This window comes from Streptomyces lomondensis, from assembly GCF_014651035.1.
GTDB classification, from domain to species: domain Bacteria; phylum Actinomycetota; class Actinomycetes; order Streptomycetales; family Streptomycetaceae; genus Streptomyces; species Streptomyces lomondensis.
Genome location: NZ_BMWC01000013.1, coordinates 17,689 through 40,246, shown reverse-complemented (window position 1 = coordinate 40,246; position 22,558 = coordinate 17,689). Strand labels below are relative to the sequence as shown.

At 71.8% G+C, this 22,558-nt stretch carries 22 protein-coding genes and 1 pseudogene; 12 read left to right on the top strand and 11 right to left on the bottom strand.

The window, feature by feature from the left end; translation table 11 throughout:
* Positions 1-3 precede the first annotated feature (3 nt).
* Positions 4-690, bottom strand: coding sequence for a response regulator transcription factor (locus tag IE255_RS32825; protein WP_190054049.1), 687 nt, complete (start codon positions 688-690; stop codon positions 4-6).
* Between the two features lie 289 nt (positions 691-979).
* On the opposite strand from IE255_RS32825, the gene IE255_RS32820 reads away from it, so the two are divergent.
* From IE255_RS32820 to IE255_RS32790, 8 genes are all read left to right on the top strand, one after another.
* Positions 980-1,756 (top strand): amino acid ABC transporter ATP-binding protein, encoded by a 777-nt coding sequence (locus tag IE255_RS32820; protein WP_190054048.1) that lies wholly within the window; start codon positions 980-982, stop codon positions 1,754-1,756.
* 74 nt (positions 1,757-1,830) lie between these two features.
* On the top strand, positions 1,831-2,676 hold the full coding sequence (locus IE255_RS32815; protein WP_190054047.1) for a glutamate ABC transporter substrate-binding protein: 846 nt from the start codon (positions 1,831-1,833) through the stop codon (positions 2,674-2,676).
* Between the two features lie 128 nt (positions 2,677-2,804).
* On the top strand, positions 2,805-3,482 hold the full coding sequence (locus IE255_RS32810) for an amino acid ABC transporter permease (protein WP_190054046.1): 678 nt from the start codon (positions 2,805-2,807) through the stop codon (positions 3,480-3,482).
* On the top strand, positions 3,479-4,387 hold the full coding sequence (locus IE255_RS32805; RefSeq protein ID WP_190054045.1) for an amino acid ABC transporter permease: 909 nt from the start codon (positions 3,479-3,481) through the stop codon (positions 4,385-4,387). Before IE255_RS32810 ends, IE255_RS32805 begins: the two co-directional genes overlap by 4 nt.
* 279 nt (positions 4,388-4,666) lie before the next feature.
* Positions 4,667-6,274, top strand: a complete 1,608-nt coding sequence (locus tag IE255_RS32800) for an FAD-dependent monooxygenase (protein WP_190054044.1) — start codon at positions 4,667-4,669, stop codon at positions 6,272-6,274.
* Between the two features lie 18 nt (positions 6,275-6,292).
* Entirely contained in the window at positions 6,293-6,454 is a 162-nt protein-coding gene (locus IE255_RS40460) for a putative leader peptide (RefSeq protein WP_372487612.1), read from the top strand.
* 97 nt (positions 6,455-6,551) lie between these two features.
* Positions 6,552-7,103 (top strand): cupin domain-containing protein, encoded by a 552-nt coding sequence (locus tag IE255_RS32795; RefSeq protein ID WP_190054043.1) that lies wholly within the window; start codon positions 6,552-6,554, stop codon positions 7,101-7,103.
* Positions 7,094-7,516, top strand: a complete 423-nt coding sequence (locus IE255_RS32790; RefSeq protein WP_267975416.1) for a rhodanese-like domain-containing protein — start codon at positions 7,094-7,096, stop codon at positions 7,514-7,516. The genes IE255_RS32795 and IE255_RS32790 overlap by 10 nt, the downstream gene beginning before the upstream one ends.
* A gap of 37 nt (positions 7,517-7,553) precedes the next feature.
* On the opposite strand, the gene recX is transcribed toward IE255_RS32790, so the two are convergent.
* The 4 genes from recX to IE255_RS32770 form a co-directional block, all read right to left on the bottom strand.
* Positions 7,554-8,546, bottom strand: coding sequence for a recombination regulator RecX (recX, locus tag IE255_RS32785; protein ID WP_190054041.1), 993 nt, complete (start codon positions 8,544-8,546; stop codon positions 7,554-7,556).
* A gap of 3 nt (positions 8,547-8,549) precedes the next feature.
* Positions 8,550-9,674, bottom strand: a complete 1,125-nt coding sequence (gene recA, locus IE255_RS32780; protein WP_190054040.1) for a recombinase RecA — start codon at positions 9,672-9,674, stop codon at positions 8,550-8,552.
* Between the two features lie 231 nt (positions 9,675-9,905).
* Positions 9,906-11,186 carry an AI-2E family transporter gene (locus tag IE255_RS32775; RefSeq protein WP_190054039.1) on the bottom strand — a complete coding sequence of 427 codons (1,281 nt, stop codon included), beginning with the start codon at positions 11,184-11,186 and terminating at the stop codon, positions 9,906-9,908.
* Positions 11,187-11,278: 92 nt separating this feature from the next.
* Positions 11,279-11,473: a DUF3046 domain-containing protein gene (locus tag IE255_RS32770; RefSeq protein ID WP_190054038.1), complete on the bottom strand. Its 195-nt coding sequence runs from the start codon at positions 11,471-11,473 to the stop codon at positions 11,279-11,281.
* A 79-nt stretch (positions 11,474-11,552) separates the two neighbouring features.
* Here IE255_RS32770 and IE255_RS32765 point away from each other — a divergent pair, with 79 nt between their 5' ends.
* Complete coding sequence (locus IE255_RS32765; protein ID WP_190054037.1) at positions 11,553-12,497, top strand: hypothetical protein; 945 nt, start codon at positions 11,553-11,555, stop codon at positions 12,495-12,497.
* On the opposite strand, the gene IE255_RS32760 is transcribed toward IE255_RS32765, so the two are convergent.
* From IE255_RS32760 to IE255_RS32750, 3 genes and pseudogenes are all read right to left on the bottom strand, one after another.
* Entirely contained in the window at positions 12,498-12,806 is a 309-nt protein-coding gene (locus IE255_RS32760) for an AzlD domain-containing protein (protein ID WP_190054036.1), read from the bottom strand.
* Complete coding sequence (locus IE255_RS32755) at positions 12,803-13,525, bottom strand: AzlC family ABC transporter permease (RefSeq protein ID WP_190054035.1); 723 nt, start codon at positions 13,523-13,525, stop codon at positions 12,803-12,805. Before IE255_RS32755 ends, IE255_RS32760 begins: the two co-directional genes overlap by 4 nt.
* Before the next feature lie 17 nt (positions 13,526-13,542).
* Positions 13,543-14,379 (bottom strand): annotated as a pseudogene (locus IE255_RS32750) (AraC family transcriptional regulator); the annotation flags it as partial.
* Positions 14,380-14,492: 113 nt separating this feature from the next.
* Between IE255_RS32750 and IE255_RS32745 the strand changes: the two are divergent.
* The 3 genes from IE255_RS32745 (at position 14,493) to IE255_RS32735 (ending at position 20,976) form a co-directional block, all read left to right on the top strand.
* Positions 14,493-19,406 (top strand): ATP-dependent helicase, encoded by a 4,914-nt coding sequence (locus IE255_RS32745; protein ID WP_190054033.1) that lies wholly within the window; start codon positions 14,493-14,495, stop codon positions 19,404-19,406.
* Positions 19,407-19,467: 61 nt separating this feature from the next.
* Positions 19,468-20,172, top strand: a complete 705-nt coding sequence (locus tag IE255_RS32740; protein ID WP_190054032.1) for a DNA-formamidopyrimidine glycosylase family protein — start codon at positions 19,468-19,470, stop codon at positions 20,170-20,172.
* 39 nt (positions 20,173-20,211) lie between these two features.
* Positions 20,212-20,976: an SDR family NAD(P)-dependent oxidoreductase gene (locus IE255_RS32735; protein ID WP_190054031.1), complete on the top strand. Its 765-nt coding sequence runs from the start codon at positions 20,212-20,214 to the stop codon at positions 20,974-20,976.
* 33 nt (positions 20,977-21,009) lie between these two features.
* Here IE255_RS32735 and IE255_RS32730 read toward each other — a convergent pair whose 3' ends face one another.
* The 3 genes from IE255_RS32730 to IE255_RS32720 form a co-directional block, all read right to left on the bottom strand.
* Positions 21,010-21,303, bottom strand: a complete 294-nt coding sequence (locus IE255_RS32730) for a hypothetical protein (RefSeq protein ID WP_190054030.1) — start codon at positions 21,301-21,303, stop codon at positions 21,010-21,012.
* A 145-nt stretch (positions 21,304-21,448) separates the two neighbouring features.
* Entirely contained in the window at positions 21,449-21,919 is a 471-nt protein-coding gene (locus IE255_RS32725) for a Dps family protein (RefSeq protein ID WP_190054029.1), read from the bottom strand.
* A 223-nt stretch (positions 21,920-22,142) separates the two neighbouring features.
* Positions 22,143-22,523, bottom strand: a complete 381-nt coding sequence (locus tag IE255_RS32720) for a helix-turn-helix domain-containing protein (RefSeq protein WP_003993396.1) — start codon at positions 22,521-22,523, stop codon at positions 22,143-22,145.
* Positions 22,524-22,558: the final 35 nt, after the last annotated feature.

Sequence of the window (22,558 nt, the reverse complement as noted above, 5' to 3'; positions counted from 1 at the left end):
CCGCTACCCGGCAGGCGCGACGAGCCGGTAGCCGACTCCGCGTACGGTCTCGATGAGAGCGGGCATGCGCAGCTTGGCGCGCAGGGACGCGACGTGCACCTCCAGGGTGCGCCCGGTCCCCTCCCAGCTGGTCCGCCACACCTCGCTGATGATCTGCTCCCGGCGGAACACCACCCCGGGCCGCTGCGCGAGCAGGGCCAGCAGGTCGAACTCCTTGCGGGTCAGCTGGATCACCGACCCGTCCACGCTGACCCGGCGCGTGGGCAGCTCGATGTGCACCGGGCCGAGACGCAGTTCGGTCTCGATGCCGCTGGAGGTGTCCTCGTGGGAGGTGCGCCGGCTGACCGCGTGGATGCGGGCGAGCAGTTCCCCGGTGTCGTAGGGCTTCACCACGTAGTCGTCGGCGCCGAGGTTGAGGCCGTGGATCCGGGAGCGCACGTCGGAGCGCGCGGTGACCATGATCACCGGGGTGCTGGTGCGCTTGCGGATCTTGCCGCAGACCTCGTATCCGTCCTGGTCGGGCAGGCCCAGGTCGAGCAGGACGACACCGAAGCCGTCGCTCTCGGGGACCAGCGCCTGGAGGGCCTCCTCGCCGCTGCGCGCGTGCGTGACGTCGAACCCGTGCCGTGCCAGGACCGCCGACAGGGCGGCGGCGACGTGGTTGTCGTCCTCGACGAGCAGCAGTCTCATCCGGGCCCCCTTCGGTTCACTGGCCGTACGATCTGGTTGTGTACAAAAAACGCGTGCACGCGCGCGTGCACCTTGTGCAGTCACGCTGATGGATGAGGACGGCGTCAAGAGGGTTCCGGTTGCGGAGCCCTTCCGTTACCCGGCCGATATGAGCACTGCTCACAAGTGCTACGACACGTGTCCGATTGCTATCGGATCGTGATGCTCAGATTCCCCTCAGATGTAATGACGCAGGTCGTAGAGGGTTACTACTGTCCTCCGAAACCGAGGAGGACGGAGCCTGAGAGCGATGACCGAAGTATCGGTGGCCAAGGAAGATGTGGCCGCGACCGGCGAACTGGTCGTCCTGAAGAGCGTCAACAAGCACTTCGGCGCGTTGCACGTACTCCAGGACATCGACCTGACGATCGCCCGCGGTGAAGTCGTCGTGGTCATCGGACCCTCCGGGTCCGGCAAGTCCACCCTGTGCCGCACCATCAACCGCCTGGAGACGACCGACTCCGGCTCGATCACGATCGACGGCAAGCCGCTGCCCGCCGAGGGCAAGGAGCTGGCCCGGCTGCGGGCCGACGTCGGGATGGTCTTCCAGTCCTTCAACCTCTTCGCGCACAAGACCGTGCTCGAGAACGTGATGCTCGGCCAGATCAAGGTCCGCAAGAAGGACAAGAAGGCGGCCGAGGAGCGGGCCCGGGCCCTGCTCGACCGGGTGGGCGTGGGCGCGCAGGCCGAGAAGTACCCGGCACAGCTCTCCGGCGGCCAGCAGCAGCGCGTGGCGATCGCGCGGGCGCTGGCCATGGAGCCGAAGGTGATGCTCTTCGACGAGCCCACCTCCGCGCTCGACCCCGAGATGATCAACGAGGTGCTGGAGGTCATGCAGCAGCTCGCCCGCGACGGCATGACGATGATCGTCGTCACCCATGAGATGGGTTTCGCACGATCGGCCGCAAACCGCGTGGTGTTCATGGCAGACGGCCGAATCGTCGAGGAGGCTGCGCCCGACCAGTTCTTCAGCAATCCGCGCAGCGACCGTGCCAAGGACTTCCTTTCGAAGATCCTGCATCACTGAGGCGCGCGTCGCGCCCGCGACGATCCGCGTCACCCGCAACGACGGTTTTCTCTTCACGGCAAAGGATGTTCACCATGAAGCTCCGCAAGGTCTCCGCCGCGGCCGCCACCGCTCTCGTCCTCGCTCTGACCGCCACCGCCTGTGGTGGCGACAACGGCGGTGACTCCAACGGCTCCGGCTCCGGCGGCGGCGACAAGATCAAGATCGGTATCAAGTACGACCAGCCCGGTCTGGGCCTGAAGGAGCCCGACGGTTCCTTCTCCGGCTTCGACGTGGACGTGGCGACGTACGTTGCCAAGGAACTGGGCTACGAGCCCAACCAGATCGAGTGGGTCGAGACCAAGAGCGCGGACCGCGAGAACGCGCTGTCCCGCGGTGACGTGAAGATGATCGCGGCCACGTACTCGATCACCGACGAGCGCAAGCAGAAGGTCGACTTCGCCGGTCCTTACCTGCTGGCCCACCAGGACCTGCTGGTGAAGAAGGACTCGGACATCACCAAGGCCACGGACCTCAACGAGAAGAAGCTGTGCTCGGTCGCCGGCTCGACCTCGGCGCAGAACGTCAAGGACGACTTCGCGCCGAAGGCCCAGCTGGACCAGCGCGGTGGCTACTCGGAGTGCCTCGCCGCTCTGCAGAGCGGTGGCGTGGACGCGCTGACGACCGACGACTCGATCCTCGCGGGTTACGCCGCGCAGGAGCAGTACAAGGGTCAGTTCAAGCTGGCCGGCCTGAAGCTGAGCAACGAGAACTACGGCATCGGTGTCAAGAAGGGCGACAAGGCGACCCTCGACAAGATCAACGCCGCCCTCGAGAAGATGGTCAGCGACGGTTCCTGGGAGAAGGCCGTCAAGGAGAACTTCGGCCCGGCGAACTACAAGAACGAGCCCGCCCCGAAGATCGGCCAGATCGTCCAGTAACGCGGAACTCCGCCGACGCAGGATCCCCGCAGTCGCTGCGGGGATCCGCAGGCGCGTCGCCATCACGTCTCTGACGGCGGCGCGCCACGTCCGCCACCTACGCCACCCACCCGGAAGCGCGGGAGATCGTGTTCGACTTTCTTTCAAAATATGACGACCCGTCCGTGCTGGGCGCTTTCTGGGTCACCATTCAGCTCACCGTCTTGTCGGCCATCGGTTCCCTGATCTGGGGCACCTTCCTTGCGGCCATGCGGGTCAGCCCCGTCCCGCTGATGCGCGGTTTCGGCACTGCCTACGTGAACATCGTCCGGAACATCCCGCTGACCGTCATCATCGTCTTCACGTCGCTCGGCCTCGCCGACATCTTCGGCATGACGATGGGCGCGTCCGAGGATTTCGCAGTCAAGAACTTCCGACTGGCTCTCCTCGGTCTCGTTGCCTACACGGCTGCCTTCGTCTGCGAGGCCATCCGCTCCGGCATCAACACGGTGCCCGTCGGGCAGGCTGAGGCGGCACGGGCCATCGGGCTCAGCTTCAGCCAGGTACTGAGGCTCGTGGTACTGCCGCAGGCGTTCCGCTCCGTCATCGGACCGCTGGCCAACGTGCTCATCGCGTTGACCAAGAACACCACCGTGGCGGCCGCGATCGGCGTGGCGGAGGCCGCCCTCCTGATGAAGGAAATGATCGAGAACGAGGCACAGACGCTGCTCATCGGCGCGATCTTCGCCTTCGGGTTCGTGGTACTGACTCTGCCCACCGGCCTGATCCTCGGCTGGCTGAGCAAGCGACTGGCGGTGAAGCGATGACGTCCGTTCTCTACGACGCCCCCGGCCCGAAGGCCAAGCGGCGCAACCTGCTGTTCTCGGTGATCTTCTTCGTCCTGCTCGCCCTGCTCCTGTGGTGGGTCTGGCAGACGCTGGACGACAAGAACCAGCTGCAGTGGTCCCTGTGGAAGCCGTTCACCACGTCCGAGGCGTGGACGACCTATCTGTTGCCGGGCCTGGCCGACACGCTGAAGGCCGCGGCGCTCGCCATGGTCATCGCTCTCCCGCTGGGCGCCGTCCTCGGTATCTTGCGCCTGTCCGACCACCGCTGGGTGCGCATCCCGGCCGGCGCGGTGGTCGAGTTCTTCCGGGCCATCCCGGTGCTGCTGCTGATGCTGTTCGCCAACGAGTTCTACGTACGCTCCACGGGCATCCCCAGCGATGAGCGGCCCCTGTACGCGGTCGTCACCGGTCTGGTGCTCTACAACGCGTCCGTCCTCGCCGAGGTCGTCCGCGCGGGCATCCTCTCCCTGCCCAAGGGGCAGTCGGAGGCGGCGATGGCGATCGGCCTGCGCAAGAGCCAGACGATGACCAGCATCCTGCTGCCGCAGGCCGTCACCGCCATGCTGCCGGCCATCGTCAGCCAGCTGGTCGTCATCGTGAAGGACACCGCGCTGGGCGGCGTGATGCTCGGCTTCACCGAGCTCCTCAACACGCGGAGCACCCTCGCGGCCAACTACGCGAACGTCATCCCCAGCTTCATCGTGGTGGCGGTCATCTTCATCGTGCTGAACTTCATCCTCACGTCCTTCGCCTCCTGGCTGGAGGGCAGGCTGCGCCGGAGCAAGCGGAGCACGGGAGCCGTTCTGGGCGCCGACAAGGTCGACGATGTGAACGCGGCTGAGGTGGGCGACACCTACGGCACGGGAGCCGAGGGCAGGATCTGACCGCTCGACAACCGCTACGTCTGTGGCCCGCCGGGAACCCGGCGGGCCACAGACGTGCCGAGCCCGAACCATCCGGCTCGGGCCGACCCGACACCCCATCAAGTGACGGACGTGTCGCCCGGCTACCCTTGGGGCGGCGGCATGATCGCCACCGACCGCCGGTCACTTGACGCAAGCACCGGCAATGGGTTGCATACGTTCTGTGATCGTGCACCCTGCTCCAACTTCCTGTTCACCTACGTCTCTCAGGACATCACCGCGGGCAGGGGGCGCCGCGCCGTGGACCCGGTGATCATCGTCGGAGCGGGGCCCGTCGGGCTCACGCTCGCCCTGGCGCTGGCGCGGCAGGAGGTGCCCTGCGTCGTTCTCGACGAGGGGCCGGGCAAGGACGAGACCCGTGCGGCACGCACCGTCGTCCTGCGCGAGGACACCGCCGCGCTCATCGAACGGCTGACCGGCATCCCCCTGGCCCGGCTCGGCTCCCACTGGGCCGGATGGCGGTCGATGCGGCGCAAGCAGGTGATGCGCGAGATCGTCTTCGACGGCACCGACCCCGCCCCGCTGCACATCGCCCAGCACGTCCTGACCGGCGCCCTGCGCGCCGCCCTCGCGGACGAACGGCTCGTCAAGGTCGCGGTGGAGAGCCGGCTCGACGGCATCGAACAGGAGTCCTCCGGTGTCACGGCCCACACCCGCGGCCCCAAGGGCACCTGGTGGCGCGGCAGTTACCTGGTCGGCTGCGACGGCCCCCGCTCGACCGTGCGCAAGCTCCAGGACATCCGCTTCCCGGGCCGTACGGCGGTGGAACGTCACGCCGTCGCCGCGCTGCGCACGGAACTGCCCTGGCAGGACGAGGCGTTGCTGCACCGCGTGCCGCCGTGGCGCATGTCGGGCCCCTCGGCCGGCGAGGTCACCGCACGCCCCCTGCCGGACGGCGTCTGGCGCATCGACTGGCTCCTGCCGCCCGGCAAGGACCTGGTCACCCCCGAGCTGCTGCTGACCCGCATCCGGGAGACCCTGGCCGGCTGGGCGGGCGGCTCGACCCCGCCGTACGACCTGCTGGACACGGGAGTCCACACGGTCCACCACCGTCTGGCCCGCCGCTGGCGCGCCGACCGCGTCTTCCTCGCCGGGGACGCGGCCCACCTGCTCGGGGCGCTGGGCACGCACGGGCTGGACGAGGGCCTGCGGGACGCGGACAACCTCGCCTGGAAGCTGGCCGTGGCCTGGCACCACGGACCGCACGAGGCGCTGCTCGACAGCTACCAGACCGAGCGCCGGGCGGTCGTCGCCGCCCGGCTGCGCGCCGCCGACCAGGTCCTGCCGCTGCTGCGCGGAGGCGGAGGCCTGCGCTCCTACGTCCCCGGCTCGGCCCGGGGCCACGACGGCCTCCTCACGGACGGCCACTTGGGGCACGGCCAGCTCGGTGCGCCGGGGGCGTACGCCGACTCGCCACTCGCGCCCCCGCACCTCGAAGGGGAGACCCCGGTCTACACACCGCCCGGAGCACCGGTCACCGATGTCCGGGTCACCGCGGAGGACGGCACCTTCGTACGGCTGCGGGACCGGCTCGGCCGCGGCGCCCTGCTCGTGGTGCTGATCGCGCCGGGCACGGGCGTGTGGGAACGCAAGCACTGGGCCAGGGCGGGCATCATGCCCCGGCTCGCCGCGGCCGTCACGGCACTGCCGCACCCCGCCGAACTGCTGGTCGCCGAGAGCTATCCGGGCGCGGCCGCGCACACGGTGCTCCTGATCCGCCCCGACGGGCACCTCGTCACCGCCCTGAGCGGAGTACGCCCGGAGGACCTGTACGCGGCGGCGGAGGCCACCGTCGGCGGACCGGCGAAAGCGCAGGCAGGGGCCGGTGCTTCGGCCGGCTCGCACTGACGCCGACACCCCGGTGACGTGCTCACTGTCACAGTGCGTCCGCATGGTGACAGTGAGTTGACCGGCCCGGACGGTCATGGTGTACTCCGGTGCGTGACCGACACCTGTGTGCGCCTGTGGCGGAGGGTCCATATGGACCTCGTCCGCTATGCGGGCTGCGTGTGTCGTCCGTCCTGCTGACCTCGCATCCTTCCTCCCCCTGTGCGCGCGCCGCGCTCTCTCCACCGGCTGACGCGCCGTCTCGCGAACCCTCATCAGGACCCTCAGGACGGCACCCGTGTCTGTATCCCCTTCCGCATCGCCTTCTGTCCCCTCCTCCGTCTCGTCCGCGGCTTCGGCTCCCACGCAGGCCGACCTCCTCGACTTCGTCCGGCGTACGGCCGCCGACAGGGAGCTGATCGCCTCCCTGCCCCTCGACCCGGAAGGTCGCACCTGGGTGCGGCTGGAGGGCCCCGGCGGCAGCGAGGCCTGGCTGATCGGCTGGCCGCCCGGCACGGGCACCGGCTGGCACGACCACGCCGACTCCGTCGGCGCCTTCCTGACCGCGTCGGGCGAGCTCAAGGAGAACGCTCTCGCCGCGCGGTTGCCCACCGATGGCTGGAAGACCCTGGAACTCACCGACGGTGTCGACCGGGAGCGGCGGCTGCCGGCCGGGCAGGGCCGTGCCTTCGGCCGGCACCACGTCCACGAGGTGCTCAACGAGTCCTCCGACCGGCACGCGATCTCCGTCCACGCCTACTACCCGCCCCTGCCGCAGATCCGCCGCTACAGCCGCAGCGGGCCGATCCTGCGCCTGGAGCAGGTGGAGCGACCGGAGGACTGGCAGTGAGCACTCACCGGCCTGCGAACGGTGAGGACCAACCTCCCGTGGGCATCGACGAGTTGCTGGAGCGCGTACGCGCGGGCTACCAGCGGATCGAGCCGCACGAGGCGTACGAGGCCGGCCGGGCCGGCGACGCGCTGCTGGTGGACATCCGCTACGCCGCCCTGCGCGAACGGGACGGCCTCATCCCCGGCGCCGCAGTCGTCGAGCGCAACGAACTGGAGTGGCGCCTCGACCCGCAGGGCAGCCACCGCCTTCCCGAGGCCACGAGCCACGCCCTGCGCATCGTCGTGATCTGCAACGAGGGGTACGCCTCCAGCCTCGCGGTCCAGTCCCTGCACCAGCTGGGACTGCACCAGGCCACGGATCTGGTCGGGGGGTTTCAGGCCTGGCAGAGGGCGGGGCTTCCGGTGGAGTGAGCCGGATGCCCGTGCGGTGGGTCAGCCGGCTTCCGGCTCAGAATCCCTCGTCCGCCAGAAAGTCCGTGTCCTCGCCCTCCTCCTCCAGTGCCTGCCGGACCACGCGCAGGGCCATGCCCTCGGGGTAGCCCTTGCGGGCGAGCATGCCCGCGAGACGGCGGAGTCGCTTGTCGCGGTCGAGCCCACGGGTGGAGCGGAGCTTGCGCGCGACGAGTTCACGCGCCGTCTCCTCCTCCTGCTCGGAGTCGAGCTGGGAGACGGCCTCGTCGATGAGGGTCGGGTCCACGCCTTTGGTGCGCAGTTCCCGGGCGAGCGCGCGCCGGGCCAGCCCCCGGCCGTGGTGGCGCGACTCGACCCAGGCGTCCGCGAAGGCGCTGTCGTCGATGAGGCCGACTTCTTCGAACCGTGACAGCACCTCCTCGGCGGCGTCGTCCGGGATCTGCCGTTTGCGCAGGGCGTCGGCGAGTTGCTTGCGGGTCCGCGGGGTCCCGGTGAGCAGGCGCAGGCAGATCGCCCGAGCCTGCTCGACCGGGTCCCCTGGAGGCGCCCCCTGCTCGGCCCTCGACGAGGAGAGGGCGCCTCCGTCCTCGGCGTCGGCCGCCTCACCGAAGCCGCGTCGGCGCCGCCCGCGTCCCCCGCGCGGTCCGCCGCCACGCGACCCACCGTCACGTGAGCCGTCCCCGCGCCGCGCCCCGCCGTCGCCACGCCGTCGGCCGACGCCCGAGTCCCTGCCGCCGGGATCGTCCACGCCGGAGAGGTCCGCGCCCCGGCCGGTCTCCGGGCCGCCCCCGTGCAGCCCTTCGTCGCCCCCGTGCGGCCCTTCGTCGCCACCGTACGCCTCGTCCACGTACGCCTCGTCCACGTACGCCTCGTCCAAGTGCGGCCAGTCGCCCTCGTACAGGGCGTGCTCGTGCCGTGCGTGCCCGTCCTCCCCGTCCACGGCTGAGCCCGTGTCGCCTCCGGTGCCCCTCCCCCGTGGGACACCGGAGGCGGTGTACTCGTACTCCGCCCAGTCGGTTCGTCGTGTCACGGGTCAGCTCTTGGCAGCAGCGGCCTTGGTCTTGGCCGCCTTGGCCGCCGCCGGAGCGGGCACCGTCTTCGCGTCGTCCGGTGCGGGGGAGACCGCGGCGTCCGCACCCGGCTCGGCAGCCGGCTCCTCCGGTCGCACGCCGACGCCCAGCTTCTCCTTGATCTTCTTCTCGATCTCGTTGGCCAGGTCGGGGTTGTCCTTCAGGAAGTTGCGCGCGTTCTCCTTGCCCTGGCCGAGCTGGTCGCCCTCGTACGTGTACCAGGCGCCGGCCTTGCGGACGAAGCCGTGCTCCACGCCCATGTCGATCAGGCCGCCCTCGCGGCTGATGCCCTGGCCGTAGAGGATGTCGAACTCGGCCTGCTTGAAGGGCGGCGCTACCTTGTTCTTGACGACCTTGCAGCGGGTGCGGTTGCCGACCGCCTCCGTGCCGTCCTTCAGGGTCTCGATGCGGCGGATGTCGATACGCACCGAGGCGTAGAACTTCAGCGCCCGGCCACCGGTCGTGGTCTCCGGGGAACCGAACATCACGCCGATCTTCTCGCGGAGCTGGTTGATGAAGATGGCGGTGGTCTTGGACTGGTTGAGCGCGCTGGTGATCTTCCGCAGGGCCTGGCTCATGAGGCGGGCCTGAAGACCGACGTGGCTGTCGCCCATCTCGCCCTCGATCTCCGCGCGCGGCACGAGCGCCGCGACGGAGTCGATGACGATGAGGTCGAGGGCACCGGAGCGGACCAGCATGTCCACGATCTCCAGGGCCTGCTCGCCGTTGTCCGGCTGGGAGAGGATGAGGTTGTCGATGTCGACGCCGAGCTTCTTCGCGTACTCGGGGTCGAGGGCGTGCTCCGCGTCGACGAAGGCGACCTGGCCTCCGGCCTTCTGCGCGTTCGCCACCGCGTGCAGGGTGAGGGTGGTCTTACCGGAGGACTCCGGTCCGTAGATCTCCACGACGCGGCCGCGCGGCAGGCCGCCCACGCCGAGCGCCACGTCCAGGGCGGTGGACCCGGTCGAGATGACCTCGATGGGCTCATTGGTCCGGTCGCCCATGCGCATGACCGCGCCCTTGCCGAATTGCCGTTCAATCTGTGCGAGCGCGGCATCCAGGGCCTTCTCGCGGTCGGTTCCTGCCATGGGTTCCACCCGATTTGCTTGAGTCGATCGCTTCACGTCAAAGACGCTAACGCCTGCCACTGACAATGCGCCCCGACGCCCGTCCGGCCTGTGGATAACTCGGGCACTTCTCCACCCAAAGTACGTCGAAACGCCCTCCGTTGAGCCGCGCCGGAGACTCCATAAGAATGGATGTTCGATTTTCGTGTCAAGCGCACCACACGGCACCTCCGTGCGGCAGGGCGCAGCGACTCAGGACGGGCTCTTCCCGGGGCCTCCGCCCTCGGACCCCCCGCTCTCGGGCCGCCCCGCCTCTCCCCGCCGGGCCCACAGCAGCCTCGCGCGCGTGATCAGGCCCGGCCCCTCCCCCCGTCGGCGATGGCCGTGTACACGGGGGTCGTCCGTGACGTCGTACCGCTTCACGTAGGCCCCCAGGAAGGCCTGAAGCGTGGCGATGGCGGGGATGGCGATCAGCGCGCCGACGGCGCCGAGGAGCGCGGTCCCCGCGATGACCGAGCCGAAGGCGACCGCGGGGTGGATGTCGACGGTCTTGGAGGTCAGCTTGGGCTGGAGCACGTAGTTCTCGAACTGCTGGTAGAACACGACGAAGATCAGCACCCACAGCGCGTACCAGGGGTTCACCGTGAACGCGATCAGCATGGGCAGGGCGCCCGCGAGATACGTGCCGATGGTGGGGATGAACTGCGACACCAGGCCCACCCACACGGCAAGCACGGGCGCGTAGGGCACGTCCAGGAACTGGAGCAGGACGAAGTGCGCTATGCCGGAGATCAGCGCCATCAGACCGCGGGAGTAGATGTAGCCGCCGGTCTTGTTGACGGCGATCTCCCATGCGCGCAGCACCTCGGCCTGCCGGGCGGGCGGCAGGACCGAGCAGAGCGCGCGGCGCAGTCGCGGGCCGTCGGCGGCGAAGTAGAACGAGAACAGGGCGATCGTCAGGAGCTGGAAGAGGCCGCCGATGACCTGGGCGGACACGTCCAGCACGCCTGTGGCGCTGTTCTGCACGTAGTTGCGCAGCCAGTCGGAACGGAGCAGGCCCTCCTGGATGTCCACGCGCTTCAGATCGGTCTTGAAGTGCGTGTTGATCCAGTTGATGACGGAGTCGAGGTACGCCGGGAAGCCCTCGATCATCTTGATGATCTGGTCCGCGAGGATGGAACCGAGCAGCGTGACGAAACCGGCCGACACGATCATCACGCCGATGAAGACGACGAACGTGGCCAGTCCCCTGCGGATGCCGCGCGAGGCCATCCAGCTCACCGCGGGCTCGATGGCGAGCGCCAGGAAGAACGCGATGAGGATGTTGATCAGCAGGCCGGTGAGCTGGTGGAAGGCCCAGCTGCCCAGCTGGAACACGGCGACCAGAGCGAGCGCGAGCACCATCGCGCGCGGCAGCCAGCGGGGCATGCGGCCGTTCGGCCCGGCGGCCCCGTCGGCCGGGGGCCGGGCGGGCGGCGTCGTACCGAACGGGGACTGCGGGGCTGCCTGCCCGGTCTCGTCAGAGGGTGCCACGCACCAAGTCTCGCCCACGCCGCCGACAGCCGTCTGCCCGCCTGCGATCTTCGTGACCGGTCAGCGCTCTCGGCGGCCGGCCGGCCGTGGTCTCAGCGCTTCTCCCGGGGCACGTCCATGACCGAACAGACCACCTGCCAGACGTCTTTGGCGTCCCAGCCGGCGTTCAGCGCCTCGTTCACCGTGCGCCCGCCGAGCTCCGACATCACATGGTCGCGCGCGAAGGTGTCGGCGTATCCCGGACCGAAGTGCTCCGCCATCCGCTGCCAGAAGACCGTCAACCGCATGACTCCAGTATCCCGCCCCTGGGGGTGGGCCTGAGCCGGGACCGCCTGCCGGGACGGCTTCGGCCCTACGGTCTGACCCATGGCCGCAACAGGAGCTACCCCACTCCCCCCGACGCCCCCGCCGCACACCCCCGTGGCGCGCGCCGAACGCTTCGTCTGGCTCACCGCGCGCGTGCTGGAGCAACGCCTCTTCGCGCATCACTTCCGGGGCGGCGCCGCCGACCCGGTGGAGACCGCCCTGGACGCCTACCGCAACGACGACGGCGGGTACGGCCACGCCCTGGAGCCGGATCTGCGCGGCCCGGTCAGCCAGCCGCTGCACACCGCCCACGCCCTGCGCGTCCTGGACGCCGTCGGACGCTGCGCCGGCCAGCGCGTGGAGCGCATGTGCCGCTACCTGACGTCCGTCTCCACGGCGGACGGCGCGCTCCCGGCGATCCACCCCAGCCAGCGCGGCTATCCCACGGCCCCCTTCGTGCCGGTCGTGGACGACCCGCCCAGCGCCCTGCTGGCCACCGGTCCGGTGGTCGGCCTGCTGCACCGCAACGAGGTGTGGCACGCCTGGCTGTTCCGGGCCACGGACTTCTGCTGGCAGGCGGTCGAGTCCCTGGAGAAGTCCCACCCCTACGAGGTCGAGGCCGCCGTGGCGTTCCTGGACTCCGCCCCCGACCGCCCGCGCGCGGAGGCGGCCGCCGACCGCCTGGGGCGCCTGGTCCGCGCACAGGGCCTCGCGGCTCTGGACCCCGACGACCTGGACGCGTATCTGGTCTCCCCCGGCTACGCGCCGGGCGAGCACCACTTCCCGTACGACTACGCGCGGACACCGCGCTCCCTCGCGCGCGCGTGGTTCACGGACGACGAGATGGCCCGCTCCCTGGACCACCTCGCGGCCCAGCAGCAGGAGGACGGCGGCTGGCCGGTCCGGTGGCGCCGCTGGGCCCCGGCCCCCGCCCTGGAGGCGCGCCCGGTCATGACGATCGCGGCCCTGCGCGCCCTCAGCGCGCACGGCCGCGCCATCGACTGATCACGCCCCCAGGGCCCGCGCCCCCGCGGTCACCACCACGGCCGCCGCGACGACGAGCAGGAACGGCGCGCGCAGCACCAGCGCCACGGCCGCTGCCGCGAGCCCGGCGGCCCGGGCGTCCAGGACCAGGGTCTGCCCGTCGGCGAAGGTCTGCTGGGCCGTGAGGGCCGCGAGCAGCGCGACGGGCAACAAGGCAGCGAGACGCTTGACGACGGGCCGCTCCAGGGCCCCTGCGGGCACCAGCAGCCCGGCCAGCTTGACGGCGTAGCACCCGAGGACGGTCACACCGATCGCGATCCAGACGTTCACCGCTCGTCCCCCTGTCCCTTGCGCCGGCCGTCCGCCCACAGCACGACCGGCGCCGCCAGCGCGGCTGCCAGAACCGGCACTCCGGCGGGCAGTACGGGCAGCAGCCCGAGCCCCAGCAGCACGGCGAGCCCGGCGACGGCCCGCTCGCTGCCGGTCCGGAGCATCGGCGCGAGCAGTGCCAGGAACACGGCGGGCCCCGCGGCGTCCAGCCCCCACGCGTCGGTGTCCCCGAGGGCACCGGCGCCCAGGGCGCCGAGCAGCGTGGTGAGGTTCCACAGGACGTACAGAGTCAGCCCGGTCACCAGGAACCCGATCCGCGCTGCGCGCCGCGTGGGCTGGGCGAGCGCGACGGCGGCCGTCTCGTCGATCACCCACTGGGCGGCGAACGGCCGTACCGCGCGCGGGAGGACCAGCAGCTGCGACAGGCGCAAGCCGTAGAAGGCGTTCCGCACGCCCAGGAAGAAGGCGCCGGCGGCGGCCGTGAACGGGCCGCCCCCGGCCGCGAGAGCCCCCACCAGGGCGAACTGGGACGCCCCGGTGAACACCAGGAGGCTGAGCGCGCAGGTCTGGAGCAGGGAGAGTCCGCTGCCGGCCGAGGTCACCCCGAAGGCGAATCCGGACAATCCCACGGCGACCCCGACGCCGAGCGCGTCCCGCACGACGGCACTGTCGGGTTTTTCACTGGGTCCTGCGTCTTGGAGAGCTATTGGTTCTGCCACGCACCGCAACCTACGGGCGGCCCTTGCAGCGCGTCTTGTACGTTCTTGCGCTCCCGCTGGTACGCCCCCGGAGGCACACCGACGATCCGGCTGAAGTGCCGGTTGAGATGCGGCTGATCGGTGAAGCCCACGGCCACGGCCACCTCCGAAGGTGCCGTGCCCGCATCCAGCAGGCCACGCGCCCTGCGGACCCGGGCATCCGTGAGCCATGTGTGCGGTGGCATCCCATAGGCGTTTCTGAAGGCCCGCAGCAACGCGAACGGACTGGTCCCGAGTTCGGCCGCCAACTGCTCCAGGCTGGGCGGCCGTGCCATCCGCTCCTCCAGCACAGCACGCGCGCGTGCCGCGATCCGAGCCCCCGCCGTCCGCACCGTGCGCCGCGGCATGGGCCCCCCGTTCAACCGCAGCAACCTGGTCACGGCGACTCTGAGCAGTGTGTCCGCGGCCAGCGCGTTGCCCTCGTCCGCGGCCCGCAGCACCTGGTGCACCAAGCCGGCGGCATACGGATCGTCCAGCACGGGGCTGACGAAGCCCGGCGTCCCCCGAAGAGCCGTGGTCTCCGCCGCGATCTCCGCCACGACGTCCACCGGCGGATACACGGCCCCGTACCGCCACCCCTCGGGCACCCCGGCCCGCCCGGTATGCGGAGTGTCCGGATTGACCAGCGCCAGCGCCCCGGCCCCGGCGTACTGATCGCCCCCGCCGTGCTGGAAGACCTCCACCCCGTCGGCGATGGCAGCGATCACGAAGTTCTCGTGCGTGTGCCGCACGAACGTCTTCCGCACATACCGGGCCCGCAGCAGGTCGACCCCGGGCAGTTCGTCGTACCGCCAATGCCGCGCGCGCTCGCTCATACGACCATTGTCCGCAGCCGACGGTTCCCCTGACGCGGCCCCGCCCCACGGCGAGACGGCCGGCGAACACGCGGCGGACCGCCGTTGTCAGTGGCGAGGTGCACGATGGACGCATGCCCAGCAACGCACACCGAGCCCTGGACGGCTTCTCCCCCGCGACCCGCGCCTGGTTCACGGGCGCCTTCCCCGCGCCCACCACGGCCCAGGCGGGCGCGTGGCAGGCCATCCACGAGGGCTCGGACGTGCTGGTCGTCGCCCCCACCGGCTCCGGAAAGACCCTGGCCGCCTTCCTCGCCGCCCTGGACCAGCTGGCCTCGACCCCGCCTCCCGCCGACCCCAGGAAGCGCTGCCGGGTCCTGTACGTCTCGCCGCTGAAGGCCCTGGCCGTGGACGTCGAGCGCAACCTCCGCAGCCCTCTGACCGGCATTCGCCAGGAGGCCGTACGGATGGGTCTGCCCGAGCCCGAGGTCAAGGTGGGCATCCGCTCGGGCGACACCCCCGCCGCCGAGCGCCGCGCCCTGTCCACCCGCCCGCCGGACATCCTGATCACGACCCCCGAGTCGCTGTTCCTGATGCTGACGTCGGCCACCCGCGACGCGCTGACCGGCATCGAGACGGTGATCCTCGACGAGGTGCACGCGGTCGCCGGCACCAAGCGCGGCGCCCACCTCGCGCTCTCCCTTGAGCGGCTGGACGACCTCCTGCCGAAGCCCGCCCGCCGCATCGGCCTCTCCGCGACGGTCCGCCCGGTGGACGAGGTCGCCCGGTTCCTCTCGCCCCGCCGCAAGGTGGAGATCGTCCAGCCGGAGTCGGGCAAGGAGTTCGACCTCTCGGTGGTCGTCCCGGTGGAGGATCTGGGCGAGCTGGGCGGCTCCCCGGTGGCGGACGGTTCGGAGGGTGCCGAGCGTCCGTCGATCTGGCCGCATGTCGAGGAGCGGATCGCCGACCTCGTGCAGGCCCACCGCTCGACGATCGTCTTCGCGAACTCCCGCCGCCTCGCGGAGCGCCTGTGCAACCGCCTGAACGAGATCGCGTACGAGCGGGCCACGGGCGTGCCCTTGGACGAGCACCACTCCCCGGCCGAGCTCATGGGCGGCTCGGGGGCGGCCCAGGGCGCACCCCAGGTCATCGCCCGGGCGCATCACGGCTCGGTGTCCAAGGAGCAGCGTGCCCTGGTCGAGGAGGACCTCAAGGCGGGCCGCCTCCCCGCGGTGGTGGCCACGTCCAGCCTCGAACTGGGCATCGACATGGGCGCGGTCGACCTCGTGGTCCAGGTCGAGTCACCCCCCTCGGTGGCCTCCGGTCTTCAGCGCGTGGGCCGGGCGGGCCACCAGGTGGGCGCGGTCTCCACCGGCGTGGTCTTCCCGAAGTACCGCGGCGACCTGGTCCAGGCGGCGGTGGTCACCGAACGCATGCGCACCGGCGCCATCGAGTCCCTCAAGGTGCCCGCCAATCCCCTGGACGTCCTGGCCCAGCAGATCGTCGCCATGACGGCCATGGACACCTGGCAGTTCGACGACCTCCTCGCCGCCGTCCGCCGGGCCGCCCCCTTCGCCTCACTCCCCGAGTCGGCCTTCACGGCGGTCCTCGACATGCTGGCCGGCCGCTACCCGTCGGACGCGTTCGCGGAGCTGCGCCCGCGCGTGGTCTGGGACCGCGTCACCGGCGAGATCACCGGCCGCCCCGGCGCGCAGCGCCTCGCCGTCACCTCCGGCGGCACGATCCCCGACCGCGGCCTCTTCGGCGTCTTCCTCGCCGGCGCCGACCCGAAGAAGGGCGGCGGCCGGGTCGGCGAGCTCGACGAGGAGATGGTCTACGAGTCCCGCGTCGGCGACGTCTTCACGCTGGGCACGAGTTCGTGGCGCATCGAGGACATCACCCGCGACCGCGTCCTGGTCTCCCCGGCCCCGGGCGTGCCGGGACGGCTGCCCTTCTGGAAGGGCGACCAGCTGGGCCGTCCGCTGGAACTGGGCCGGGCCGTGGGCGCGTTCCTGCGCGAGGTCGGCTCCCTGCCCAAGGACGACGCCCGGCTCCGCCTCCTTGCCGCCGGCCTGGACGCCTGGGCGGCGGACAATGTGCTCTCGTACCTGGACGAGCAGCGCGAGGCCTGCGGCCACGTCCCGGACGACCGGACGATCGTCGTCGAGCGCTTCCGCGACGAGCTGGGCGACTGGCGCGTGGTCGTGCACTCCCCCTTCGGCGCCCAGGTGCACGCCCCCTGGGCACTCGCGCTCGGCGCCAAGCTCTCCGAGCGGTACGGCATGGACGCGCAGGTCATGCACGCCGACGACGGCATCGTCCTGCGCCTGCCGGACGCCGACCTGATGGGCCTGGACCTGCTGGACCAGGACCCGGTGAAGATGGGCCGCGAGTACGACGCCGAGCAGGCTCCTGTGGGTGCCGCCGACGTCGTCTTCGACAAGGGCGAGGTCGACCAGGTCGTCACCGACCAGGTGGGCAGCTCGGCCCTGTTCGCCTCCCGGTTCCGCGAGTGCGCCGCCCGCGCGCTGCTGCTGCCGCGCCGCAACCCGGGCAAGCGCACCCCGCTGTGGCAGCAGCGGCAGCGCGCCTCCCAGCTGCTCCAGGTGGCGAGCGAGTTCGGGTCGTTCCCGATCGTCCTGGAGGCGGTCCGCGAGTGCCTCCAGGACGTCTTCGACGTCCCCGGGCTCGTCGAGCTGATGGGCGACCTGGAGTCCCGCAAGGTGCGCCTGGTCGAGGTCACCACCCCCGAGCCGTCCCCCTTCGCGCGCTCCCTCCTCTTCGGCTACGTCGCCCAGTTCCTGTACGAGGGCGACTCCCCGCTCGCCGAGCGCCGCGCCGCGGCCCTGTCGCTGGACTCACGGCTGCTGGCCGAGCTGCTGGGCCAGGCGGAGCTGCGCGAGCTGCTCGACGCGGAGGTCCTGACCGAGCTGGAGCGCGAGCTCCAGTGGCTCACGGAGGACCGCCGCGTCAAGGACGCCGAAGGGGTCGCGGACCTCCTCCGCCTCCTCGGCCCGCTCAGGGACGCGGAGCTGGCCGAGCGGGGCGCCGAGCCGCAGTGGGCCCAGGAGCTGGCCGGTGCCCGCCGCGCCATCCGGGTCCGCGTCGCCGGCGCCTACCACTGGGCGGCGATCGAGGACGCGGGCCGCCTGCGCGACGCGCTGGGCACGGCCCTGCCGGTCGGCGTCCCGGAGGCTTTCACGGAGCCGGTCAAGGACCCGCTCGGCGACCTCCTCGCGCGCTACGCCCGCACCCACGGCCCGTTCACCTCGGCCACGGCAGCGGCCCGCTTCGGCCTGGGCGTCGCCGTCACCGAGGGCGCCCTCCAGCGGCTCGCCGCGGCCGGCCGGATCGTCCAGGGCGAGTTCCACCCGGCCGGGATCGGCCAGGAGTGGTGCGACGCGGCCGTGCTGCGCCGCCTGCGCCGCCGCTCCCTGGCCGCCCTGCGGCACGAACTGGAACCGGTGCCGCCGGCCGCCCTCGCCCAGTTCCTCCCCCAGTGGCAGCACATCGGCAAGGGACACTCCCTGCGCGGCATCGACGGACTGGTGCGCGCCATCGAGCAACTGCAGGGCGCGTCCGTGCCCGCCTCCGCCCTGGAGAAGCTCGTCCTGCCCTCCCGGGTCGTGAACTACACGCCCGCGATGCTGGACGAGCTCACCGCCGCCGGAGAGGTGGTCTGGGCCGGGGCGGGCTCCCTCCCCGGCAAGGACGGCTGGGTCTCCCTCTACCTGGCGGACGCGGCGCCGCTGCTCCTGCCGCCCCCGCATCCCCTGGAGCTGACCGCCCTCCACCAGTCCGTCCTGGACACGCTCTCCGGGGGCTACGGCCTGTTCTTCCGCCAGATCGCCGACCAGGTCCGCGCCACCACTCACCCGGACGCCACGGATCCCCAGCTGGCCGACGCCCTGTGGGACCTGGCCTGGTCGGGACGCCTGACGAACGACACGCTCTCCCCCATGCGCTCCCTGCTCGGCTCGGGCCGTACGGCAGGTTCCACGGCCCACCGCGCCAAGCGCGCCGTCCCGCGCGGCCGCTACGGCTCCCTGACGGCCGCGGCCCGCCCGGCGTCCCGCTCCGGCCCGCCGACCGTCGCCGGCCGCTGGTCCCTGCTCCCGGCCCACGAGCCGGACCCGACGGTCCGGGCGCACGCCCTCGCCCGCACCCTCCTCGACCGGCACGGCGTAGTCACCAGGGGCGCGGTCGCGGCGGAGGGCGTCGAGGGCGGCTTCTCGGCGACGTACCGCGTCCTGTCGGCCTTCGAGGAGAGCGGCCAGGCCCGCCGCGGCTATGTGGTGGAGGGCCTCGGCGCGGCGCAGTTCGCGATGGACGGCGCCGTGGACCGCCTGCGCGCGGTGTCCAACGCCCGCGACCGCGGCGAGGACCTGCCCGGCCCCCCTCCGGTTCCCGACCCCGACCCGTTCCCGGCTCACGACTTCGCCGACCCGGACGACTCGGCCCCCTCCACCGACCACACCGACGACCCGCGCCACGACGGCTTCCCCGGTCCGGGCTCCTCCTACGACACTCCCAGGCCGTCCCCGGGCGAGTGGATCTCGCCCCGCGACTACGCCCCGCAGGGCACCCCGTCCTGGCAGAACGGCGGACGCGCGGGCTACGACGGGTTCCCGGGCCGCCGTACCCGCCCGGACGCCGCCTCCCGGGCCGTCGTCCTCGCCGCCGCCGACCCGGCGAACGCGTACGGCGCCGCCCTGCCCTGGCCCGAGCCCCCGACCGGCGCCGGGCACAAGCCGGGCCGCAAGGCGGGCTCCCTGGTGGTGCTGGTCGACGGAGAGCTGACGCTCTACATGGAGCGCGGCGGCAAGACCCTGCTCGCCTGGGCCGCCGACCCGGACGGCGACCCCGCCGACGACCCCCGCCTGACCGCAGCCGCGGAGGCACTCGCCGCAGCCGCCCGCGCGGGCTCCCTCGGCACGGTCACGGTGGAGCGCGTCAACGGCGCCCAGGCCCTGACCTCCCCCATCGGCACCCTCCTGGAAGGAGCGGGCTTCATCGCGACACCCCGAGGGCTCCGCCTGCGCGCCTGACGGCCGCACCGCCCACCGGGCGCCCCGGCCGGCCACCCGGCCCCCGTGCCACCCTTGACCCATGCCCGAAGGAGACACGGTCTGGCAGACCGCGAGACGGCTGCACAGCGCCCTCGCGGGCAAGGTGCTGACCCGCAGCGACCTCCGGGTGCCCCGCTTGGCCACGGCCGATCTCACGGGCCGTGCGGTCCTCGACGTCACCCCGCGCGGCAAGCACCTCCTGACCCGTGTCGAGGGCGGCCTGACCCTCCACTCCCACCTGCGGATGGACGGCTCATGGAAGGTGTACGACACCGGCCGGCGCTGGACCGGCGGGCCCGGCCACCAGATCCGCGCGATCCTCGGCACCGCCGACCGCACGGCCGTCGGCTACCGCCTCCCCGTCCTGGAACTCCTGCGCACCACCGACGAGCACCGCGCCGTCGGCCACCTCGGCCCCGACCTCCTGGGCCCGGACTGGGACCCCGACCGGGCCCTCGCCAACCTCCTCCAGGACCCCGCCCGCCCCCTCGGCGAGGCCCTGCTCGACCAGCGCAACCTCGCCGGCATCGGCAATGTCTACAAGAGCGAGCTCTGCTTCCTGCGCAGCACGACGGGCCGCCGCGGCCAGGACCTCTTCGTGTACGGCCGGGCACCCCGCCCCTGCCTGCGCTGCCGCACCTCCGTCCGCGTCGCCGACCAGGGCGACGGCTCCCGCGAACGCCCCACCTACTGGTGCCCCACCTGCCAGCCGGGCCCCGCCCCGGCCAGACGGATCCGACCCTAGTAATTGACGACCCGTCAGAAACGCTCGTACGGTCACCCCATGCCCGTCACGGCGTACGACCTCAGCGGCCGGACCGCGTTCGTCACCGGCGCCGCGAGCGGTATCGGCCGCGCCTCGGCGCTCCTGCTCGCCGAGGCGGGCGCGACCGTGCACTGCGCGGACCGCGACACCGAGGGCCTGCACGAGACGGCGACGCTGATCAAGGCCGCCGGAGGCACCGCCCGCACCCACGCCCTCGACGTCACCGACCGCTCCCGGCTGAGGCAGGCCATCACCTCCTGCGCACGCCTGGAGGTCCTGGCCGCGATCGCCGGCATCATGCACAGCAGCCCCGTGCTGGAGACCCGGGACGAGGACCTCGACCGCGTGCTGAACGTCAACTTCAAGGGAGTGCTGTACGCCTGCCAGGAGGCGGCCCGTCTGATGATCGCCCTCGGCACCCGGGGCAGCATCGTCACCATGGCCTCGGGCGCCGTCGACACCGGCGGCCCCGGACTGCTCTGCTACGGCGCGGCCAAGGCGGCGGTCGTCCAGCTGACGAAGACCCTCGCGACCGAGGTCGGCCGGCACGGCATCCGTGTCAACGCGGTCGCACCGGGCTGGATCCGTACGCCGATGACCGACCGCCACGACAGCGAGGCCCAGGCACGCACGGAGTCCGTCATGGCCCGCAGGTCACCCCTGGGCCGGGTCGGCGAACCCGAGGACATCGCCCACGCGGTCCTGCACCTGGCATCCGACGCCTCGGCCTTCACGACGGGTCAGATCATCCGCCCCAACGGAGGCGTGGCCATGCCGTGGTAGATCACGCCCCGCCGCTCGCCCACCGATGGCCGCTCACCCTCGCCGCGACACCGCACCCCGGTCCCCCAGGGGCATACCCCGGCCCCCGACACCCCAGAGCCTGCGCCACCGCCCCGAACCGACCGCCCCCTTGGCCCGCCCCTTCGCCACGCAATGCACCGGCAGCACGCTCAGCCCCCACCCCCCGGCCGCGACCGCCGCCTCCAGCGCCCCCGCACCGGGCACGACCGCCAGCCGGAGCACGGCCCACCACCACAGCACCCCCAGCCCGAGCACGGCCCCGCGGACACCCCAGCTCCAGGCCCCCCAGCGCGCTATCCCCGCCATGGCCGCCACCTCCGGCCCGACGCTATTCGGCCACCCGGGGCCGCGGGCAGGGCGCACCACGGGCACACAGGCGCACCGCGCACCCCTCCACGCCGAGCGGTGAAGCCCCCGGCCGACCCCTCGCCCGTTGCCGCGCCCGCTCCGGTCACCCGTTCTCGGCCTGGAACATCCAGTGATGCTTCTCCAGGTCCGCGGTGATCCCGATGAAGATGTCCTGGCTCACCGGGTCCGGCTCCCCGGTCGCAGCGACCCGCTCCCGCATCCGCGTGATCACGGCACCCAGCGCCTCGACGAGCGTCCCCACGGCGGTCGTGTCGTCGACCCACCCCTCGGGGGTCACGCCGATCCCGCTGCCGACGGCGACCGTCGCGGCCCGCCCGTCCGGCGGGATCCCGAGCGCGGCGGCGCGCTCCGCCACGGTGTCGGAGTACTTCCGCGCGGTGTCGACGACCTCGTCGAGCTGGAGGTGCACGGAACGGAAGCGCGGCCCCACCACGTTCCAGTGGATCTGCTTCGCCACCAGGGCGAGGTCCACGAGATCGACGAGGGCACCTTGCAGCGCCTCGGACACGGTCTTCAGGCTCGCGTCCGACAACGGGCTCTTCACGACGTACATCCGCACCTCCGTGGGCTGCCCCCCGCCATCCCCTCAACGATGACGGCCGCACGCCACACCGGCAAACGCAAATAAGCCAGACATAGCGCCGCCAGGCATCCCGCAGGCAAGCGAAAACCCCGACCGACACCCCTCCGGATCTCCCGGAGAACCCCGGCCGGGGCCTCACCACGTCTCGGTGCCTGGTCAGCACCGCTCGTTCATGCCGCGCACGCGCGAAGCGTCACGCGGCGACGACGTCCACCGCCTCGGCGGGCGCCTTGATGGTCACCCGTTCCGGTGGCACACCGGTCACCGAAACGGAGCCCAGCATCGGTCGAACCGGCGTGGGCACAGGCTCGCTGGGGGTGGCCGCAGCAGACTGGGCCAGCTCCGCGAGGGCGAGTTCGTCGCTCACTTCCCGCATGAGCTCGGACATCCGTACGTCCAGCGCGTCGCAGATGGCGGAGAGCAGCTCAGAGGAAGCCTCCTTCTGCCCCCGCTCCACCTCGGAGAGATAGCCGAGTGAGACTCGGGCGGACGAGGAGACTTCGCGCAGAGTACGGCCCTGGCGCTGGCGCTGCCGACGCAGCACGTCACCCAGCAGGCGACGGAGCAGAATCATCGGTGGCTCCCTCCTCGGACCGCGTAGCCGCATCC

What these genes read in the sequence shown, in the direction of transcription:
- IE255_RS32825 (WP_190054049.1), bottom strand. Translation starts at nt 690, where the DNA reads ATGAGACTGCTGCTCGTCGAGGACGACAACCACGTCGCCGCCGCCCTG.
- IE255_RS32820 (WP_190054048.1), top strand. Translation starts at nt 980, where the DNA reads ATGACCGAAGTATCGGTGGCCAAGGAAGATGTGGCCGCGACCGGCGAA.
- IE255_RS32815 (WP_190054047.1), top strand. Translation starts at nt 1,831, where the DNA reads ATGAAGCTCCGCAAGGTCTCCGCCGCGGCCGCCACCGCTCTCGTCCTC.
- IE255_RS32805 (WP_190054045.1), top strand. Translation starts at nt 3,479, where the DNA reads ATGACGTCCGTTCTCTACGACGCCCCCGGCCCGAAGGCCAAGCGGCGC.
- recA (WP_190054040.1), bottom strand. Translation starts at nt 9,674, where the DNA reads ATGGCAGGAACCGACCGCGAGAAGGCCCTGGATGCCGCGCTCGCACAG.
- IE255_RS32770 (WP_190054038.1), bottom strand. Translation starts at nt 11,473, where the DNA reads ATGCGGTTGACGGTCTTCTGGCAGCGGATGGCGGAGCACTTCGGTCCG.
- IE255_RS32765 (WP_190054037.1), top strand. Translation starts at nt 11,553, where the DNA reads ATGGCCGCAACAGGAGCTACCCCACTCCCCCCGACGCCCCCGCCGCAC.
- IE255_RS32745 (WP_190054033.1), top strand. Translation starts at nt 14,493, where the DNA reads ATGCCCAGCAACGCACACCGAGCCCTGGACGGCTTCTCCCCCGCGACC.
- IE255_RS32740 (WP_190054032.1), top strand. Translation starts at nt 19,468, where the DNA reads ATGCCCGAAGGAGACACGGTCTGGCAGACCGCGAGACGGCTGCACAGC.
- IE255_RS32735 (WP_190054031.1), top strand. Translation starts at nt 20,212, where the DNA reads ATGCCCGTCACGGCGTACGACCTCAGCGGCCGGACCGCGTTCGTCACC.
- IE255_RS32730 (WP_190054030.1), bottom strand. Translation starts at nt 21,303, where the DNA reads ATGGCGGGGATAGCGCGCTGGGGGGCCTGGAGCTGGGGTGTCCGCGGG.
- IE255_RS32725 (WP_190054029.1), bottom strand. Translation starts at nt 21,919, where the DNA reads ATGTACGTCGTGAAGAGCCCGTTGTCGGACGCGAGCCTGAAGACCGTG.
- IE255_RS32720 (WP_003993396.1), bottom strand. Translation starts at nt 22,523, where the DNA reads ATGATTCTGCTCCGTCGCCTGCTGGGTGACGTGCTGCGTCGGCAGCGC.